The sequence below is a fragment of the Stenotrophomonas sp. 78350_Sma genome (assembly GCF_056482105.1).
The window spans coordinates 1482471-1496285 of the sequence record NZ_CM151182.1 but is presented as its reverse complement, the minus strand read 5'-3'; the positions used below and the strand labels follow the sequence as shown (position 1 = coordinate 1496285).

14 protein-coding genes are annotated in these 13815 nt (G+C 67.1%); 13 read left to right on the top strand and 1 reads right to left on the bottom strand.

Features of this window, described 5'->3' with window-relative positions:
• Window positions 1–8: 8 nt before the first annotated feature.
• Window positions 9–851 carry a type I methionyl aminopeptidase gene (map, locus tag ACZK4H_RS06870; protein ID WP_005408754.1) on the bottom strand — a complete coding sequence of 281 codons (843 nt, stop codon included), beginning with the start codon at window positions 849–851 and terminating at the stop codon, window positions 9–11.
• A gap of 173 nt (window positions 852–1024) precedes the next feature.
• On the opposite strand from map, the gene ACZK4H_RS06865 reads away from it, so the two are divergent.
• The 13 genes from ACZK4H_RS06865 to ACZK4H_RS06805 all read left to right on the top strand — a co-directional run bounded on the left by ACZK4H_RS06865 (window position 1025) and on the right by ACZK4H_RS06805 (window position 13814).
• Window positions 1025–1555 carry a Csu type fimbrial protein gene (locus tag ACZK4H_RS06865; protein ID WP_099551070.1) on the top strand — a complete coding sequence of 177 codons (531 nt, stop codon included), beginning with the start codon at window positions 1025–1027 and terminating at the stop codon, window positions 1553–1555.
• Window positions 1555–2304: a fimbrial biogenesis chaperone gene (locus ACZK4H_RS06860; protein WP_099551069.1), complete on the top strand. Its 750-nt coding sequence runs from the start codon at window positions 1555–1557 to the stop codon at window positions 2302–2304. The genes ACZK4H_RS06865 and ACZK4H_RS06860 overlap by 1 nt, the downstream gene beginning before the upstream one ends.
• Before the next feature lie 7 nt (window positions 2305–2311).
• The gene (locus tag ACZK4H_RS06855) at window positions 2312–4690 is read left to right on the top strand and encodes a fimbria/pilus outer membrane usher protein (protein ID WP_099551068.1); all 2379 of its coding nucleotides are present in this window, start codon (window positions 2312–2314) and stop codon (window positions 4688–4690) included.
• The gene (locus ACZK4H_RS06850) at window positions 4687–5724 is read left to right on the top strand and encodes a Csu type fimbrial protein (RefSeq protein ID WP_099551067.1); all 1038 of its coding nucleotides are present in this window, start codon (window positions 4687–4689) and stop codon (window positions 5722–5724) included. The genes ACZK4H_RS06855 and ACZK4H_RS06850 overlap by 4 nt, the downstream gene beginning before the upstream one ends.
• Window positions 5725–5951: 227 nt before the next feature.
• Window positions 5952–6170, top strand: a complete 219-nt coding sequence (locus ACZK4H_RS06845) for a hypothetical protein (protein WP_185959189.1) — start codon at window positions 5952–5954, stop codon at window positions 6168–6170.
• Entirely contained in the window at window positions 6170–6868 is a 699-nt protein-coding gene (locus ACZK4H_RS06840) for a fimbrial biogenesis chaperone (protein ID WP_164145925.1), read from the top strand. The genes ACZK4H_RS06845 and ACZK4H_RS06840 overlap by 1 nt, the downstream gene beginning before the upstream one ends.
• Window positions 6869–7088: 220 nt before the next feature.
• The gene (gene rpsB, locus ACZK4H_RS06835; protein WP_005408748.1) at window positions 7089–7895 is read left to right on the top strand and encodes a 30S ribosomal protein S2; all 807 of its coding nucleotides are present in this window, start codon (window positions 7089–7091) and stop codon (window positions 7893–7895) included.
• A gap of 126 nt (window positions 7896–8021) precedes the next feature.
• Window positions 8022–8897: a translation elongation factor Ts gene (tsf, locus tag ACZK4H_RS06830; RefSeq protein ID WP_099551341.1), complete on the top strand. Its 876-nt coding sequence runs from the start codon at window positions 8022–8024 to the stop codon at window positions 8895–8897.
• A 271-nt stretch (window positions 8898–9168) separates the two neighbouring features.
• A complete protein-coding gene (locus ACZK4H_RS06825; protein ID WP_099551342.1) occupies window positions 9169–10707 on the top strand; it encodes a GGDEF domain-containing protein in 1539 nt (512 codons plus the stop codon).
• A gap of 121 nt (window positions 10708–10828) precedes the next feature.
• Window positions 10829–11557, top strand: a complete 729-nt coding sequence (gene pyrH / locus ACZK4H_RS06820) for a UMP kinase (protein WP_005408745.1) — start codon at window positions 10829–10831, stop codon at window positions 11555–11557.
• A 96-nt stretch (window positions 11558–11653) separates the two neighbouring features.
• Window positions 11654–12208, top strand: coding sequence for a ribosome recycling factor (frr, locus tag ACZK4H_RS06815; protein ID WP_049427358.1), 555 nt, complete (start codon window positions 11654–11656; stop codon window positions 12206–12208).
• 5 nt (window positions 12209–12213) lie between these two features.
• On the top strand, window positions 12214–12981 hold the full coding sequence (gene uppS / locus ACZK4H_RS06810) for a polyprenyl diphosphate synthase (protein ID WP_099551343.1): 768 nt from the start codon (window positions 12214–12216) through the stop codon (window positions 12979–12981).
• Window positions 12978–13814, top strand: a complete 837-nt coding sequence (locus ACZK4H_RS06805; protein WP_099551344.1) for a phosphatidate cytidylyltransferase — start codon at window positions 12978–12980, stop codon at window positions 13812–13814. Before uppS ends, ACZK4H_RS06805 begins: the two co-directional genes overlap by 4 nt.
• Window position 13815: the final 1 nt, after the last annotated feature.

Genomic DNA, 13815 nt, shown 5'->3' with positions numbered 1-13815 from the left:
CAGCATCCTCAGGAGACCTGCGACTCGCCCGGCGACAGGGTCAGCACGTCGACGCCGGTCTCGGTGACCGCGATCATGTGCTCCCACTGCGCCGACAGCTTGCGGTCCTTGGTCACCACGGTCCAGCCATCCGGCAGCACCTTGTTGTAGCGGGTGCCCTCGTTGATCATCGGCTCGATGGTGAAGGTCATGCCGGGCTGCAGCACCAGGCCCTGGCCCGGGCGGCCGTAATGCACCACCTGCGGCTCGTCGTGGTAGACCTTGCCGATGCCGTGGCCGCAGTACTCGCGCACCACGCTGAAACGCTCGCCTTCGGCATAGCTCTGGATGGCATGGCCGATGTCACCCAGGGTTGCGCCCGGACGCACCGCACGGATGCCGCGCCACATGGCTTCGTAGGTGGTTTCCACCAGACGGCGGGCCATTACCGACGGGGTGCCGACGAAGTACATGCGGCTGGTGTCGCCGTGCCAGCCGTCCTTGATGACGGTAACGTCGATATTGATGATGTCGCCATCCTTGAGCACCTTCCCTTCGCTGGGAATGCCGTGGCAGATGACGTTGTTGACCGAGGTGCACACGGTCTTCGGGAAGCCGCGGTAGCCGACGTTGGCCGGAATCGCGCCCTGCACGTTCACGATGTGGTCGTGGCAGATGCGGTCCAGCTCCTCGGTGGTGACACCGGGCTTGACGTGGGGGGTGACGATGTCGAGCACTTCGCTGGCCAGGCGGCCGGCGATGCGCATCATCTCGATTTCCTGCGGGGTTTTCAGATTCACGCTCATGGCGCCCATTATCGCCGATCCGGCTGCAATCTGAACGAACGCCACCCAACTGGCGATCCGGGGCATGCACGGTTCCGGCAAGGAAAGTGAAAGCGTGACGACCTCCACCCTTTCGCATGCCTATTTATCACGGATTACAGACACTTACCCCCACAAGCTGGCCATGACTGTCGTCAAAGCGGCCCCGAATGCGCCGCCTTCGCCTTGTTCAACAGACCTTCGGGTCAGGGAGGTTGTCCATGCGATCCACGCTCCGCTCACCGCTCGCCTGGGCCCTGACCGGACTGTTGCTGGCCGGCCCCGCACTGGCGGCCGATACCACGACCTTCAACGTCACCCTGGTGGTCACCAAGGCCTGCACGATCACGGCAGCGGCCGCCACCAACGTTGACTTCGGCACGGCGGCCTCGACCACGGCGACCCCCACCCTGGGCCAGGGTACGGTGACCGCCCAGTGCTCGGCCCTGACCCCGTACACGATTTCGCTGAACGCGGGCGCCAATGCCAGCACCGCCAACGACGTCACCACCCGCCGGATGAAGAACACCAATGCCGCGGTGACCGCCAACAACTTCGTCGGCTACCAGCTCTACCAGGACGCCGCGCATACCCTGGTCTGGGGTGCCACCTCAGGCACCAACACCCAGGCCGGCATCGGCACCGGCCTGGCCGTGCCCTACATCGTCTACGGCCAGATCCTGAACCTGAGTACCAACAACCCGGCCACCGGTAACTACCTGGATACGGTCACCGCCACGATCACCTATTGATGGAGCACGCCCGCATGGCCGGACCCCGCCCGTGGCGCGCCACCGGCGTGGCGCTGCTCGCCCTTTTCCTGCTGGCCACCGCCGCTGCCAGTGCCACCAGCCTCCAGGTCGCCCCCACCAGCCTCCAGCTTGAGGCCCGCCAGCGTGCCGGCGAACTGTGGCTGACCAACAGTGGTACCTCGCCGGTCAGGCTGCAGGTGCGGGTCTTCCGCTGGGTGCAGCAGGATGGCCAGGAACAACTGCTGCCCACTGATGAACTGCTGGCCACCCCGCCGATGCAGGAACTGGGCGCTGGCCAGCAGCAGCTGGTACGGGTGATGCGCCCGAACCACGAACCGCCTGCGGCACAGCAGTACTACCGGCTGATCGTCGACGAGGTGCCTGATCTGGCGACCCGTGCCAACGGCATGCAGTTCGTGCTGCGCTATTCGATTCCGGTGTTCGTGCAACCCTCGGGCGGCAAGCTGGCGCCGCGCCTGCAGGCCAGCCTGGTCCGGCTGGAGGACGGACGCAACGGCGTGGAGGTGGCCAACACCGGCAACAGCTATGCACAGATCGCCGACCTCGCACTGGGCAGCGTCCAGCGTCCGCGCATCGTGCACCCCGGCCTGCTGGGGTATGTACTGCCCGGGCAGGTGATGCGCTGGCCGATCGAGCGCACGGCCATCGACCGCGACAACGACCAGATCACGGCCAAGCTCAATGGCGAGTCGGAACAGACGCCGCTGTCGCCACCACCGGCTCGCTGAGGCGTTGATGGGCGCGCTGTTGGCTGCCCTGGCTCCTGCGGCGACCGAGGCCGCCGATGTGCCCGGCATGGCTGCTGCCGGGGCTGCGGATGTCTCCGGGGTGTCGGCCGATGCGATCCTGCCTGCCCCCACGCCCCTGACCGCCAGCCAGACGCTGTACCTGGACGTCTCGCTCAACAGCACGCCGCGCGGCCTGCTGCCGTTCACCGAAAACCATGGCCGGCTGCAGGCCAGTCCGGAAGTGCTGCGCCAGCTCGGCTTCAGCGCCCGCGGCGATGCGCCGGTCTATCTGGACCAGATCAGCGGGGCCGTGGTGCGCTACGACGCGCATATGCAGACCCTGGCCCTGGACGTGCCACTGGACCAGTTGACCCTGCCGACCACCGTGCTCAGCCAGCCACAGACCCGCGCGCTGGCCGGAAGCGCCTCGCCCGGCCTGCTGCTGAACTACGACGTGTATGGCAGCCGGGTCGACACACTCGGCAACCTCAGCCTCAGCTCGGAGCTGCGCCTTTTCGGGATCGGCAACGGCACCTTCGAAAACACCGCGATCAGCCGCCGCTACCAGCAATCCGGTGACCGCCGCTGGCGTGGCGAGAGCGTGCGCCTGGACACCCGGTGGAGCCTGGACTTCCCCGACAGGGCGATGACCCTGGACGTCGGCGACTTCTACAGTGGTTTCGTCGACTGGACCCGGCCCGTGCGCATGGGCGGCCTGCAGATCGGCCGCAACTACGGCCTGCAGCCCTACCGTGTGCTCACGCCCACCCCCAGCTTCCTCGGACAGGCGGTGGTGCCGTCCACGGTCGAGCTGTACGTCGATGGGCTGCGCCAGTACAGCGGGCAGGTGCCGGTCGGTCCATTCCAGCTGGCCGCGCAACCCGGCATCAGCGGCACCGGCAGTGCGCAGGTGGTGGTGACCGATGCGTTCGGCCGCATGCAGACGCTGGATTTCAGCTTCTACGGCACCCAGCAACTGCTTGCCAAGGGCCTGTCGGACTGGTCGGTCGGTGTTGGCCGCCTGCGTGAGGATTTCGGCCAGCGCTCCTTCGCCTACGACGATCGCACCGTGGCCAGTGCCAGCTGGCGCGGCGGCGTCAGCGACGCCTTCACCGGCGAAGCACATGCCGAAGGCGGCGGCGGCCTGGCCCAGGCCGGCATCGGCGGCTGGTGGCTGCTCGGCGGCGCGGGCGTGTTCAACGCCGCCTATGCGCACAGTGACTATCACGGCCTGCAGGGCGGGCAATGGGCACTGGGCTACAGCTGGAACAACCGCCGGCTCAACTTCAATCTGCGCACCGTGCGCAGCCATGGTGATTACCGCGACCTGGGCGCACTGCAGGGCAACCTGCCGCCGAGCATCAGCGAACAGGCCACGGTCGGCGCCGATCTGCTGCGGCTGGGCACACTCAGCGCCAGCTACCTGCGCCTGCGCTATCCCGACGGCGAGGACAACCGCTACGCCAGCCTCTTCTGGTCGCGCACCTGGAGCCAGCGCTGGTCGGCTTACCTGTCGGTGAACCAGAACCTGGACAAGAGCGATGACCGCAGCATCTACCTGTCGGTCACCGCCAGCCTGGGCAACAACCGCCAGGCCAGCCTGTCCAGCCAGCGCAATGGCGACAGCCAGAGCTGGGTGGCCGATGTCACCCAGCCGGTGCCCGGCGACGGCAGCGCCGGCGGCGTCGGTTGGCGTGCGCAGGTGCGCCATGGCGAGGATGGCAATGGTGGCCTCGCCGAAGTCGGCATCCTCAATGCTATCGGTCGCTACTCATTCGGCGCCTCGCGCCAGGGCGGCCTGAACTACGCCTACGCCAGCGCCAGTGGCAGCCTGGTGTGGATGGGCGGGCATGCCTTCGCCACCCGCGAGGTCTCCGATGCATTCGCGGTGATCAGCACCAATGGTATCGGTGGCGTGCCGGTGCGGCTGGAAAACCGGCTGATCGGCGTGACCGATGATCGCGGCCTGCTGCTGGTCAGCCCGTTGCTGTCCTGGCAGCGCAACCGCGTCTCCATCGATACCCTGGACCTGCCCGAGGACATGCGCGCCGACCGCATCGAAGACTGGGTGACACCACGCCAGCGCGCCGGCACCCACGTGACCTTCGCACTGCGCTCGCGGCCCTCGCTGAGCCTGACCCTGCACGGCATGGACGGGCAACCGCTGGAGGTCGGCAGCGAGGTGCAGCTGCCGGACGGGCGCCAGGCGCTGGTGGGCTATGACGGCCTGCTGTACCTGGAAGACGTGGCCGCCGGCAGCGTGCTGTACATCACCACCAGCCGCGGCCAGTGCCGGGTGAAGGTGCCGGACCTGCCCAAGGTGGTGGCCACCGGTGCACGCCCCAAACCGGCGCCGCTGCAGTGCATTCCGGAGGTGGCGCCATGAAGGTGCTGCTGCTCGGATTGCTGCTGATAGCCGGCCTGCTGGCGGCGGCACCGGCACGTGCCACCGCGGTCTGCACCGCCATCGCCGATCCGACGCTGCCGTTCGGCAACGTGAACAGCAATGCGCCAGGCGCAACCACCGGCACGCTCAACATCACGGTGTCCTGCACCACCGCTGCGTTGAGCCTGCTGGCCACCACCGGCGTGCGGGTCTGCGTGGGCATCGGCGCCGGCAGCGGCGGCGGCAGCAGCTCCAGCTGGCGCACGATGAAGACCAGCGCCAGCGACAGCATGAATTTCCAGCTCTACAACACCTCCAACTTCAGCCAGGTAACCGGGCTGACCCCGCGTGGCACGCCGCCGGCACAGGAACTGGCCATGACCTACAGCGTGCCGTTGCTGACCGGTGGCAGCGGTGCGCAGTCGACCCAGCTGTTCGCGCAGATCCCGGCCAACCAGATCCTGGCGTCGGGCGCCTACAGCAGTACGTTCAGCGGTGCGAACGTGGTGCTGACCTGGGCCTGGAACGAAGTGCTGCTCGGCACGGCCACCGTGCCCGCCACCTGCAACGGCGGCGCCACCGGTACCAACAGCGCCAGTGCCGCCTTCAGCTTTACCGCCACCGCCAACGTGTTGCCGCAGTGCGGAAGCTATGTCACCACCAACATGAACTTCGGCAACGTCACCGGCAGCATTCCCGCCAACATCGACCAGACCGCCACCTTGACCCTGACATGCCTTAAGAACACGGCCTACCAGGTCAGCCTCAACAACGGCCAGAACAACCCCACCGCCACCAGCACGCGGCGCATGGCCACCACCATCGGCGCCAGCACCTACTACCTCACCTACGAGCTGTACCGCGATTCCACACGCACCCAGCGCTGGGGCAACACGCTGACCGTCGATACCGCCAGCGGTACCGGCACTGGCAGCGCGCAGCAGCTGACAATCTATGGCCGGGTGCCGCCGGTCACCGGCCAACCACCGGCCGGCACCTACAACGATGTGGTGCAGGTGACGATCACCTATTGACCTGCGTGCCGACCAACGGTCGGCACCCACCAGGCAGGTTTCGGACGATCGACGCCCACCGGGGCGGGTTTCCGTAGATCCACGCCATGCGTGGATGCGCGCATCACGCCTGCGCCAGGAGCAGCCGACTGACAGTTCTACAGATTCGGCCGATCCAGCCGATACCGCGCAGCGATATCTTTCAGCACGGTGGTTGGCAGGTGGTTCGCGCAATTCTGATCGGGGCGATGCTGGTCGCCAGCACGCCGGCGTGGGCTGAACCCAGTCCCGCGCCGCTGCAGATTCGCCTGACCGTGGTCGAAGCCTGCCGCGATGATCCCGGCAGCGCCCACTGCCCCGCCCCCCACCAGCGCAGCGACGCACCGCAACTGCCTCCCCAGGTCCGCGAGCTCGCACCTCCCGCCGACGACGAAGACTCGACGTCCGCCGTGACCGTCATCTACTGATGCGGGCACTTCTGACTCTGCTGGCGATGCTGCTGGCGTTGCCTGCCGCGGCACTGGACCTGTTGCCGACCACACTGCAACTGCCCGCCGAAGGTGGCCAGGGCGAACTGTGGCTCTACAACCCCGGTCCCGGCCGCTGGCAGGGCCGGGTGCAGATCATGGCGTGGGAACAGCAGACCGACGCCGAAGTGCTGCGTCCCACCGACCAGGTTGTCGCCAGCCCGACCCAGCTCGACATCCCGCCCGGCATCCGCCAGCGCATCTGGCTGCTGCCACGCCAGCCGGCACCCGCTGTCGGTGAACAGGCCTATCGGATCGTCCTGGCCCCCACCACGCCAGGCCTGCAGCGTTATTCGCTGCCGTTGTTCCGCGGGCACGCCACACCAATGACCCAGCCGCGGCTGCATGCATGGATTGAACCTGGCCAGTCGCATACCGTCCTGCGAATGAACAACGCCGGTACCCTGCACGCACGCCTGAACGATCTCGCCTACATCGCCAGCGACGGCCGACGCACCCTGCTGCTGCCGGGGCTTGCCGGCTATCTGCTGGCCGGCCGTGAGCGCCGCTGGGCCCTGCCCGCCCACCCTGATGGCTACGCCGGCGGTCATTTCCAGGCCCTGCTGCAGGATGGCCGCGTGGTCGATCTGGTCGCTCCAGACCCGGCAATTGCAGCCAGCGCACCGAGCGGGCTATAATCGACCGGATTCCTGCCGCCTGCGTGCGCGGGAGCCCGTCCACACCGGACGTCACCGGTGAATCCACACCTGCTGCCCCCATCCGTGCCGGGGTGCTCCGCAAGGAGTTCGGCCACGGAGGCAACAGGGAAGCCCAACCCCGGAACCGATCGCGCTTCCACGCGTCCCGCATACCTATCCCCGCGGGCGGAATCGCTGGTTCCATATCAGGAGTATTGCAATGCCCCAGGTCACCATGCGTCAGATGCTGGAAGCCGGCGTCCACTTCGGCCACCAGACCCGCTACTGGAACCCGAAGATGGCTCCGTACATCTTCGGCGCCCGCGGCAAGATCCACATCATCAACCTGGAAAAGACCGTCCCGCTGTTCAACGACGCGATGAACTTCATCTCGTCGGTGGCCCAGAAGCGCGGCACCGTCCTGTTCCTGGGCACCAAGCGCAGCGCCCGCGAAACCATCAAGGAAGAAGCCGAGCGTTGCGGCATGCCGTTCATGAACCAGCGTTGGCTGGGCGGCACCCTGACCAACTTCCGTACCGTCAAGCAGTCGGTTGCCCGCCTGAAGGAACTGGAAGCCGGTGAAACCGACGGCACCTTCGAGAAGCTGGTCAAGCACGAAGTGCTGGGCCTGCGTCGCGAGCGCGACAAGCTGGAAGCCTCGCTGGGCGGCATCAAGGACATGAACCGTCTGCCGGACGCCATCTTCGTGATCGACATCGGCCACGAAGACATCGCGATCAAGGAAGCCAAGAAGCTGGGCATCCCGGTCATCGCCGTGGTCGACACCAACTACAACCCGGAACTGGTGGACTACGCCATCCCGGGCAACGACGACGCCATCCGCGCTGTGCAGCTGTACGCCCGCGCCGCTGCCGATGCCGTGCTGGAAGGCAAGGCCGCTGCCCCGCACGCCGCTTCGGTGCGCGAGGAAGAGTTCGCTGAAGCCGCTGCCGAAGGCGAAGAGAAGCCGGCCCGCCGCGCTCCGGCCAAGAAGGCTGCCAAGAAGGGCGACGACGCCCAGGCCTGATCCAGGCCCCGGGGTGGACGCCCGGCGTCCACCCTCCCTGCGCGCAGCCCTTGGCGCGTGACAGGACCGTGTCACACGGGCCGGCCACCATGCCGGCCCTACCCCTTTCTTTCGTGAGGTAATCCCGTGGAAATCACTGCTTCCCTGGTCAAGGAACTGCGCGAGCGCACCGGCGCCGGCATGATGGAATGCAAGAAGGCGCTCACTGAAGCCAACGGCGACATCGACGCTGCTGCTGAAGCCATGCGCAAGTCCGGCGCCGCCAAGGCCGACAAGAAGGCTGACCGCGTGGCCGCCGAAGGCCGTCTGGGCCTGGCCCAGGACGGCGGCAAGGCCGTGCTGGTCGAAGTCAACTCGGAAACCGACTTCGTCGCCAACGATGACAACTTCAAGTCCTTCGTCAACGCCGTCGCCGCTGCCGCCCTGGCATCGGGCGCCAGCGACGTCGAAGCCGTGAAGGCTGCCAAGCTGGCCGATGGCCGCACCGTTGAAGAAGCCCGCGCCACCGCCGTGCAGACCCTGGGTGAGAACATCCAGATCCGTCGCATGGTGAAGGTTGATGGCAACAACACCATCGGCGCCTACGTCCACACCAACGGCAAGGTTGGCGTGCTGGTCGACCTGGTCGGCGGCGACGTCGAGCTGGCCCGTGGCCTGGCCATGCACGTGGCTGCCCTGAAGCCGCCGCACAACAAGGCTGCGGACGTCCCGGCCGAGTTCGTCGAGAAGGAAAAGGAAATCGAGCTGGCCAAGATGTCCGAAAAGGACAAGGCCAAGCCGGCCGAGATCCTGGAAAAGATCATCAGCGGCAAGATCAACAAGATCGTCAGCGACGTGACCCTGTACGGCCAGACCTACGTGCTGGGCGACACCACTGTCGAGCAGGTGGTCAAGGCCGCCGGTGCCGACGTGGCCGGCTTCCAGCTGCTGATCGTCGGCGAAGGCATCGAGAAGGTGGTGGAAGACTACGCCGCCGAAGTTGCCAAGGCGATGCAGGTCTGATTCCAGCCCTCGGGCCGTGAAACGACCAGAAGGAGCCGCGGGAAACCGCGGCTCTTTTTTTATGCCCGGGACAATGGGAGGCCCATGCTCCAACCGTGGGTGCGCACGCTCGGTGCGCACGCCGGCGCCGGGCACACCGGCACCTTTGCGTTGCGCGCGAATCAAGCCGATACTCGGCACAGGGAATCAACAGTCATTTAGCAGGAACGAAAATCGCGGACTGTGATGCATTCCTAGGTATTCTTGTCCCAATGGAATTGAACGACCCGACATGCCTCCCGAGCTGACAGCTGCCCTGGCGCTCTGCCGCAACCTGCCCTCGCCACCCGGTATTGCCCTGCGCATCATCGAACTGGCACAGGACCCGGAAGCGGATATCGCCACCGCCGCCGACATCATCGCCATCGACATGGCGCTGAGTGCTCGCATGCTGCGCATCGCCAATTCGCCGCTGTACGCCAGCCGCCGCCGGATCGAGAACCTCGGCCAGGCACTGACCATGCTCGGGCTGAATGCCACGATCAGCCTGGCCCTCGGCTTCACCGTCACTCAGGGACTGACCGGCGGTGCCGGCGCCGACCACGACCTGCGCCAACGCGCCTGGAAGCGCAGCATCCTCAGCGCACTGGCCGCCAGCCAGCTGGGCCAGGCCCGCGGCCTGCGCCGGCTGGAAGAACTGATGCTGGCCGGCCTGCTGCAGGACCTGGGCGTACTGTGCCTGGCCCAGGCCGAATCGGAGCGCTACCTGCCGTTGCTGCGCGAAGCGCGCGACAACATCGATCTGGTCGCGCGCGAGCGTGACGAACTGGGCTGCAGTCACGCCGAGGTGGGCGCCTGGGTGGCCGAGCAGTGGGGCCTGCCGCGCTACCTGGTGGAAAGCATCAGCCACAGCGAAGACCTGGACGCCGCAGAATCGCCGTTCCAGGCCTGCGTGCAGCTGTCCGGCGCGGTGGCCGACATCTGGCTGGATGATGACGCCGATGCCGCCCGCGAACGCGCCCTGCAGCAGGTGCATGACCGCCTTGAACTGGACAGCGCCCGTTTCGACCAGGTCCTGACCCGCATCAGCGAGGCGCTGCCGGACATCGCCAGCCTGTTCGAGGCCGGCCTGAATTCCCCCTCGCGGGTGCGCGAACTGATCGACCATGCGCAGGAGCTGGCAACCCTGCGCAACCTGCGCGAGCTGCAGGATGCCGACCAGGCCCGTCGCCGCGCCGACGAATTCGAAGCCCGGGCCAAGCGACTGGCAGACCAGGCCCATCGTGACGCCCTCACCGGCGTGCTCAACCGGCGCCAGCTGGAAGCGGTGCTGGAGCAGGAGTTCCTGCGCGCCGGGCGCCAGGGTTGGCCGCTGTCGGTGGCCTTCATCGACCTGGACGACTTCAAGAAAATCAATGACGCCCACGGCCACCTGACCGGCGACGAAGTGCTGCGCGCCTTCGCCGGCAAGCTCCAGGGCCAGCTGCGCAACAGCGACACCGTGGCCCGCTTCGGCGGCGAGGAGTTCGTCGCGCTGCTGCCCAACACCAGCGAAACGGTGGCACTGGACGTGATCCGCCGGGTGCTGGCCAACATCGTCGCCACGCCGATGGCCGAGCTGGAAGGCGGCCCGCTGTTCGTCACCTTCTCCGCCGGCGTCGCCACCCAGGGCGGCTACGAACGCTTCGCCGACGTGCAGGACCTGCTGCGCGCCGCCGACGACGTGCTGTACCGCTCCAAGAACCTCGGCCGCAACCGGGTGATCGCGCGCTCCCCCGGCGCCCTCGGCCACGACGAGCTGTCAGCGACCGCCGGCGCCGAGCTGGGCTGAACGGGAAGCCCCGGATGACCGGGGCGAACGCCGGGATTTTACGCCGCAGTGCACAAAACACTATGGCCTGACGCCGCATGCGCGTAGAATCGCCCGCGATTTCCACGCACCCGAGGTCCCCATGTCCAAGCTCGCCTATCGCCGCATCCTTCTGAAACTGTCCGGGGAGGCGCTGATGGGAGATGAGGACTACGGCATCGACCCGAAGATCATCAACCGCCTGGCCCGTGAGGTCATCGAAGCCCAGCAGGCCGGTGCCGAAGTGGCGCTGGTGATCGGCGGCGGCAACATCTTCCGCGGCGCTGGCCTGGCCGCGGGCGGCATGGACCGGGTCACCGGCGACCAGATGGGCATGCTGGCCACCGTCATCAACGCCCTGGCCATGCAGGACGCCCTGGAGAAGCTGGGCGCCAAGGCCCGCGTGATGAGCGCGATCAAGATCAACGACGTGTGCGAGGACTACATCCGCCGCCGCGCCATCCGCCACCTTGAAAAGGGCCGACTGGTCATCTTCGCCGCCGGCGTCGGCAGCCCGTTCTTCACCACCGACTCCGGTGCCGCCCTGCGCGCGATCGAGATCGGCGCCGACCTGCTGCTGAAGGCCACCAAGGTCGACGGCGTGTACGACAAGGACCCGAACAAGCACAGCGATGCGGTCCGCTTCGACAGCCTGAGCTACGACGAAGTGATCCGCCGCGGCCTGGAAGTGATGGATACCGCCGCCTTCGCACTGGCCCGCGACAGCGACCTGCCGATGCGCGTGTTCGACATGGGCCAGCCGGGCGAGCTGCTGAAGATCCTCAACGGCGAGAACATCGGCACCCTCGTCCAGGGCCGCGATCCGGCCTGAGCCTGAGCGCGCGGCGACAACCGGGCCGATTCAGGCCCGGCAGCGTCCCGTATTCGCCTATAATCGCCCGATTCCAGATACATCCAGGACCGGGCGATGCTCAACGACATCAAGAACAACGCGCAGACGCGCATGGCCAAGAGCATCGACGCTCTGAAGCACACCCTCACCTCCATCCGGACCGGGCGTGCCACGCCGGCCCTGCTGGACCGCGTGACGGTCAATGCCTACGGCAATGCCAGCACCCCGCTGAACCAGGTTGCCTCGATCTCCAATGCCGACGCGCACTCGCTGCTGGTCACCCCGTTCGACAAGGGCATGATCAAGGAGATCGAAAAGGGTCTCTACAACGCCGAGTTCACCCCGAACACGCTGGGCACCGCGATCCGCATCAACATGCCGCCGCCGACCGAAGAGCGCCGCAAGGAACTGGCCAAGCAGGTGCAGAAGGAAGGCGAAGGCGCCAAGATCGCGATCCGCAACATCCGTCAGGACGCGAACAAGGAAATCGCCAAGCTGGTCAAGGACAAGGCGATCAGCGAAGACGAAAAGAAGCGCGGCGAAGACGACATCCAGAAGCTGACCGACGCCAACATCAAGGACGTCGACAAGGTCGTCGCCGACAAGGAAAAAGAACTGCTGTCGGTCTGAAGTCGATGCCTTCAGTCCCGCCTCCGTTGCCGGCCGCCCTGCCCCGCCACGTTGCCATCATCATGGATGGCAACGGGCGCTGGGCACAGCAGCGCCGCCGCCCGCGCGTGATCGGCCACCGCGCCGGCGCGCGCGCGGTCAACCGCACCATCGAGCGCTGCCTTGAACTGGGCATTCCGGCGCTGACCCTGTTCGCGTTTTCCAGCGAGAACTGGGGCCGGCCGCAGGAAGAAGTCGACGCCCTGATGAAGCTGTTCCTTGGCGCGCTCGATCGCGAAGTGGACGAACTGCACCGGCGCGGCGTGCGCGTACGCTTCATCGGCGAACGCGAGCGCTTCGGTGCCGGACTGGTCAGCCGCATGCAGCTGGCCGAGCAGCGCACCGCCGACAACACCACTCTAACCCTGTCGATCGCCGCCAGTTACGGCGGGCGCCAGGACATCGCCCGTGCCGCGCGCGCGCTGGCCGCTGAAGTCGCCGCAGGCCGCCTGCTGCCCGAACAGATCGACGAATCGCTGCTGGGCAGCCAGGTGGCCCTGGCCGACCTGCCGCCGCCGGATCTGTTCATCCGCACCGGTGGCGACACCCGCATCAGCAACTTCCTGCTGTGGCAGCTGGCCTACACCGAGCTGTGGTTCACCGAGGCGCTGTGGCCGGACTTCGATGCCGACCTGCTGCAGCAGGCGCTGGATGCCTATGGCAGCCGCGAGCGTCGTTTCGGCCTGACCAGCGCCCAGATCGCCGCACTGGCCACCGAGACCTCCAGCCCATGACCAAGACCCGAGTCCTCGCCGCGCTGATCATGGCGCCGGTCGCCATTGCCGCGATCCTGCTGCTGCCGACGCAATGGCTGGCCGCCGCCGCCGCCGCCGTACTGCTGATCGGCCTGTGGGAATGGCTCAAGCTGGCCGGCATCGAAGACACCCTCGCGCGCACCGTGCTGCTGGTGCTGAACCTGCTGTTGATGGTGCTGCTGGTGTGGGCCGATGGCAGCACGCTGGTGCTGTTCCAGATCACCACATTGGCGGGGGTCGCCTGGTGGCTGGCGGCGCTGGTCTGGCTGCGCTTCTTCAACTTCGGCGCCCAGCCGACGGCCCCCTCCCGTATCGTGAAGATGCTGGCCGGCACCCTGGCCATCGTTCCTGCCTGGGCTGCGCTGGTGCTGATCCACGCCGGCGGTGACCCGCCGGGCAAGCAGGGCCACCTGTGGCTGCTGGCGGCACTGGCACTGGTCTGGGCAGCCGATTCGGGCGCCTATTTCGCCGGCCGTCACTTCGGCAAGCACAAGCTGGCGCCGCGGATCAGCCCCAACAAGACCTGGGAAGGCCTGTTCGGCGGCCTGCTGGCTGGTGTCGGCGTGGCCCTCGGCCTGGGCTGGCTGGCCGGCATCGACATCGCGCACCTGCCGGGCCTGCTGATCACCTCGGTGGTGGCCGTATTCGCGTCTGTGCTGGGTGATCTGTTCGAAAGCCTGATCAAGCGCCACGCCGGTGCCAAGGACTCGGGCAACCTGATTCCGGGCCATGGTGGCGTGCTCGACCGCGTCGACGGCGTCCTCGCCGCCGTGCCGGTGTTCGCGCTGGGCAAGGAAATCTTCGGGTTCTGAC